Consider the following 5464-nt stretch of genomic DNA (forward strand, 5'->3'; position numbering starts at 1 on the left):
ACAAATGGCCGATTTATACCACCCCGTTCACTGGAAACATACATATTCGTTTCCTATCTATGTGGGGCTATATCTGCTGGCTTCGAGCATCGCCAAGCGGGGCGTTGATTGCACAGATTCATCCTCGGTAGATAAATAAAGGCCAAAACCATAAGTTTACCGATTCCAAAAATCATGCCCAGATTCATGAGCTGCATATTTACCATGTCATTGTTAAAGACTCAAGTTTGTTAATTGATGATCTACCGGACCACTATCGATTCTCGTCATAACGGCTGACAACGAGTTCCTTTTGGAATAAGCATTTTTTTTAAGCATAGAATTTAATGATTCTATACTATACCAGGACATGGGTGAAATATGAAGAAAAATACAAGTATGATAATACAAATCGCCGCAACATATTCGGGAACCGTGGTGGGAGCCGGATTTGCTTCAGGACAGTCGATTATGCAGTTTTTCACGGTATACGGAGCCTATGGGGTATTAGGCATTTTATGCAGCACCTTTCTTTTTGTGTGGATCGGCACTAAAATGATGATTCTAGCTCACCGTATCAAAGCATTTTCATATCAGGAGTTTAATGTTTATCTGTTTGGCAAGATTTTCGGCAAAGTCGCAAATGCCTTGACTTTAATTATTCTATTTGGGGTAACGGCCGTGATGCTTTCAGGAACCGGTACCATTTTCGAAGAACAACTCCGTCTACCCTATCAACTGGGTATTATCATCAGCATCGTTTTGTGTTATCTGGTGATGACGAAGGAAATCAGCGGAATTATGTTCGTAAACTCGTTAGTTGTTCCCATGATGCTTTTTTTCACTATTCTCCTTGTCGTAAAGGTTGTCAGAATAGACAATATTTTTGATATAGTCGGTTGGCAGAACCAACAACTGTACAATTTGAAGTGGTTCGTGAGTCCGTTTGTGTATGCAGGATTGAATTTTGCTTTTATTCTAGCCGTTATGGTTCCTCTGGGGAGTGAGGTGGATGACGAAAGCGCATTAAAATGGGGAGGGTTTTGGGGAGGCATTGGTCTTGGTTTTATGCTTCTTGTCAGCCATTTTGCAATGAGCTCAAAGATGCCCGAGATTCTTCAATACGATATTCCGATGGCCGAGATTATTCGAGATTTCGGGCGGTATTTTCATGTATTGTTTTTGCTCGTAATCTATGGAGAAATATTCACCACATTGATAGGCAATGTATTCGGAATTTCTCGTCAAATCCAAAGTCTTTATAATCTTCCTAAAAGTTGGTTGGTTCTTGGCATATTACTTGCTAGTTTTTTGATTAGTCAAGCCGGTTTCACCTCCTTACTTACTTATCTTTATCCGCTATTTGGGTATATGGGTTTGATACTTCTTATTTTTTTAGCAGTTCAACGGATGCCCAGGGACTAAGTCTCCATATTTTTATAAGTTGATTTCGGCACGAAATCTAACTATTAGCTCTTCTATCATGACTAATTTTAAAAAGTTCCTGCAACAAATGCCGGACTCCGATATAGAGTATTCCTCGCCATCTAATTCCTGAAACTTGCCGATGATCTTTAAAGTCACATCCGTTATAAAGAAGATGGTAATTTTTCTACTATCGGAAGTAAGGCACAAGATTCCAAAGACTTCTTGTACCTAAATGGCATTCATTTCATTCAAGGCAATGAACTCAGTACTCAACTCTGCGAACCGATTTCAACCTCTAATGTAAATTCGTATTGGTACAAGCGTTCGTGCATCTTTAGTATGAATGTTCTTACCAGTCTTTGTTGATTCCGCACCGCAATATTCCAAATGGGCGTCGAATACTGCTTGCAGTTCGTTTTCAGGTTTACCTACTTATTCAGTATGGGTGTCGCGCCAAAAGCGACATTCGAACCTTTAATCCGGTATATTCATCCCCGATATTGATGCCTCCAGTAAAAGCTTCCTGACCATCGAATACAACAATCTTACAATGATTTCGGCAACTCCAATAGGACAGCGCCCAAGGGAAGCGAATGGGGAAAAAAGATCGGCATTCAATTCCAACCTTCATCATTTGGCGGCCGTAGCCATGGGCGTGCGTTGGGCCTAGGGGGAACTTGGATACTGTCAGCTTTAGCAGTGGCGATGGGGGCGGCAGTGTTTAGGTTTATCCAAGGTTAGCTGTCTAAACAATAGAATAGTGGCGAAAAGAGATCAAACCCTACTCAACTTGTAGGGTTTGATCTCTTTTCTAATCTGTTCACCGATGAAAACAGACAAGCCATGTCCTCAATATTCATGGTTTGTCTGTTTTTCTTAAAACCCCTTATATTGAGGCTCTTCATTTTCCAACTGTTGTACGCGGCTTTCTACTTGCTGCACGATTTGTTGTGCTTGTTGGGCCGCATTCGTAAAGAGCGATTTTGCTTCTTGATTTTGTGTTTCCAAAGCAAATTGTTCCAGACTCGCCTGAGCACTTTTTAAAGATGCTACGCACGTTTTCACTTGAGAAGCAACTGTCACGGAATGTCACCTCCTTTACCTTAGGATAGGATAATGTTTCAGGGGTAATAGGAATAGATGCTTACATTCTCCCAATACCGAAATTAATATTTCCGTCTCGCAACAAAAGTATACGTTAGAAAAAAATTCAAATGGAAATGCATGAAAATAATGGAATTAGGACATATTAACTTTTGTCGATTAATGTGATTGGAAAGGAATGGTGATATTATGCCGGATTGGGTAGAAATCGCTTTGCGAACGTTATTGTCTATGGGGGTTCTTTTTGTCCTAACGAAGATATTGGGTAAACGACAGGTATCACAGCTTTCATTGTTTGAGTATATCACCGGAATCACGATCGGCAGCCTTGCAGCTTACGTTTCGTTGGATCTGGAGTCCACTTGGTATCTGGGCTTGGTTTCGATGACGGTTTGGACCGTTGTTTCTTTAGGGATTGAATTTTTACAGCTGAAAAGCAAAACGGCAAGAGACCTATTCGACGGCAAAGCAACAGTGCTCATTAAGGACGGCAAGATCATGGAGGATAACCTAAAAAAAGAAAGGATTACCACGGATGAACTTATGGAACAGCTTCGAATAAAGAATGTGTTCAAAGCTGCCGATGTTGAATTCGCCATCATGGAGTCAAGCGGTGACGTTAGCGTTCTTTTAACCAAGGAAAATCAACCGTTAACGCCTAAACACCTGGGAATAAATGTCGGGCCAGAACAAGAACCTCAATCGGTCATTATGGATGGAAAAATAATGGACGAACCGCTTGCCACGATAGGTCTAAACAGGAAATGGCTGGATACGGAACTGGAGAAATTAGGTGTTTCGATTGATAACGTATTTCTTGGACAGGTGGATTCCTATGGCCAGCTATACGTTGATTTATTTGATGATCAGATCAAAGTACCGAAACCCCAGAAAAAAGCCGCGTTGCTTGCAACATTGAAAAAGTGTGAAGCGGATCTCGAAATGTTTGGCTTATCTACCAAAGAACAAAATACAAAGCAGATGTACGAGCAATGTTCAAAAGCGTTAGAAAAGATTATTGATGAAGTTAAACCATTGCTGATTCGTTAACAATTCGCCAATTATACGTCAGCTGAAATTCGAGGAGGATGTTCATGGCAAATAATATAAAGAAAAATTTAACGCGGGTACAACAGGAATATAAAGAATTGGCGCAAAGCGTCGAACCTCCGAGGCCCATACTCAAAAACTTCATTCGTGCGTTTATAGCCGGCGGGGCCATTTGTTTGGTTGGACAAGCCATCCAGGAAATGTTTGTGCATTGGGGCGGCTTTGATGAGAAAAAAGCTGGAGACCCTACCGTGGCGGTTATGATACTCCTTTCTGTCATTCTGACCAGCATGGGGGTGTACGATAAGTTTGCCCAATGGGCTGGTGCGGGTTCCGCAGTGCCTGTGACGGGATTTGCGAATTCGATGGCATCCGCTGCGATTGAACATCAGAGTGAAGGTATGGTACTCGGTGTTGGCGGTAAAATGTTTAAACTGGCTGGACCGGTTATTGTATTTGGTACAGTCGCCGCCTTTGCGGTAGGAATTGTACATTTGCTGATCAAAGGCGGGGGAGGCTCTTAATATGTTAAAGGGACACCAGAGTTGGCTATTTGAGAACAAGCCGTTCATCCGATCAACAGCAACGGTAGTGGGTCCATTTGAAGGAAGAGGCCCGCTGGCCAAAGATTTTGACATTGTCCATGGAGAATCCATGATGGGACAAAAGAGCTGGGAGAAAGCAGAAAAGGTATTGATTGAAGAAGCGGCAAAACTGGCTATTGAAAATGCGGGGTTGACAAAGGAACAAGTACAGTTTTACATAGGCGGGGATTTGATGAATCAAATCATTAGCAGCAGTTTTGCCGCGCGAACATTATCGATCCCTTACATCGGTGTGTTTGGCGCTTGTTCAACCTCGATGGAAAGTCTGGCATTAGCAGCTAACCTTGTAAATTCCGGTTCGGCGAAATTTGTGTTGGCGGGGACATGCAGCCATGATTCCAGTGCGGAGAAACAGTTCCGATATCCGACCGAGTACGGTTCGCAAAAACCGCCAACCGCCCAATATACGGTAACCGGGGCCGGTGCTGCCATCGTATCCATGGAAGGTGACGGACCGGTTGTTACATCTGCCACCATTGGCCGGGTTATCGATATGGGCATTAAAGATCCGTTTAATATGGGCGCAGCGATGGCTCCTGCAGCGGTAGACACCATTGAGGCGCATGTTCGAGATTTGGGAATTGAACCGGGTTATTACGATTTGATCGTTACCGGCGATCTTGCGAAAGTCGGATATGAAATCGCCTGTAAATTGTTTAAGAAACATAACTTTCCCATCGAACAAACCGAATATTCCGATTGCGGGATGATGATTTACGATTATGAAACCCAAATGGTTCAAGCCGGAGCAAGCGGCTGCGGTTGTTCGGCAGTTGTTACCTATGGACATTTGCTAAATCGGATGCGAAGAGGTGAGCTGAAACGAATCCTCGTTGTCGCTACGGGGGCGCTGCTATCCCCGATTTCATTTCAACAAGGGGAAAGCATTCCTTGTATCGCTCATGCCGTATCCATAGAGGCAGGAAGGGAGATATTATGATTTTTCTTTGGGCTTTTTTGGTGGGAGGTGCAATCTGTGTTTTCGGACAATTTTGTTTTGATGTCTTGAAACTTACACCGGCCCACACCATGACCCTGCTTGTTGTATTGGGCGCGATTGTCGACGGAATTGGATGGTATGATCCGCTGATTGAATTTGCCGGGGCAGGAGCATCGGTCCCGATTACAAGCTTTGGTAACGCTCTTGTCCATGGTGCGCTTCAAGAACTAAAGAGCAATGGCTGGATTGGGATCATCACCGGAATTTTCGAAGTGACCAGTGCCGGAATATCCGCAGCGATTATTTTTTCGTTTCTCGCTGCATTGTTCGTAAAACCCAAAGGATAATACGGGGCCCA

Annotated in this window: 6 protein-coding genes; 5 read left to right on the top strand and 1 reads right to left on the bottom strand. The window is 43.3% G+C overall.

Translation table 11 applies throughout. The features are described from left to right. The first annotated feature begins 360 nt into the window (after positions 1 to 360). Positions 361 to 1404 carry a YkvI family membrane protein gene (locus tag V3851_RS26725; protein WP_331849422.1) on the top strand — a complete coding sequence of 348 codons (1044 nt, stop codon included), beginning with the start codon at positions 361 to 363 and terminating at the stop codon, positions 1402 to 1404. A gap of 879 nt (positions 1405 to 2283) precedes the next feature. On the opposite strand, the gene V3851_RS26730 is transcribed toward V3851_RS26725, so the two are convergent. After that, complete coding sequence (locus V3851_RS26730) at positions 2284 to 2490, bottom strand: DUF1657 domain-containing protein (protein WP_277748943.1); 207 nt, start codon at positions 2488 to 2490, stop codon at positions 2284 to 2286. Positions 2491 to 2700: 210 nt separating this feature from the next. On the opposite strand from V3851_RS26730, the gene V3851_RS26735 reads away from it, so the two are divergent. The 4 genes from V3851_RS26735 to spoVAE are packed head-to-tail and all read left to right on the top strand — an operon-like array spanning position 2701 to position 5453. Further along, entirely contained in the window at positions 2701 to 3561 is an 861-nt protein-coding gene (locus tag V3851_RS26735; RefSeq protein WP_331849412.1) for a DUF421 domain-containing protein, read from the top strand. A 44-nt stretch (positions 3562 to 3605) separates the two neighbouring features. Then, the gene (gene spoVAC, locus V3851_RS26740; RefSeq protein WP_005832062.1) at positions 3606 to 4085 is read left to right on the top strand and encodes a stage V sporulation protein AC; all 480 of its coding nucleotides are present in this window, start codon (positions 3606 to 3608) and stop codon (positions 4083 to 4085) included. 1 nt (position 4086) lies between these two features. Next, a complete protein-coding gene (gene spoVAD / locus V3851_RS26745; RefSeq protein ID WP_127510464.1) occupies positions 4087 to 5106 on the top strand; it encodes a stage V sporulation protein AD in 1020 nt (339 codons plus the stop codon). Then, complete coding sequence (gene spoVAE / locus V3851_RS26750) at positions 5103 to 5453, top strand: stage V sporulation protein AE (protein ID WP_005832063.1); 351 nt, start codon at positions 5103 to 5105, stop codon at positions 5451 to 5453. The genes spoVAD and spoVAE overlap by 4 nt, the downstream gene beginning before the upstream one ends. Positions 5454 to 5464: the final 11 nt, after the last annotated feature.

The organism is Paenibacillus haidiansis (assembly GCF_036553665.1).
Classification (GTDB): Bacteria; Bacillota; Bacilli; order Paenibacillales; family Paenibacillaceae; genus Fontibacillus; species Fontibacillus haidiansis.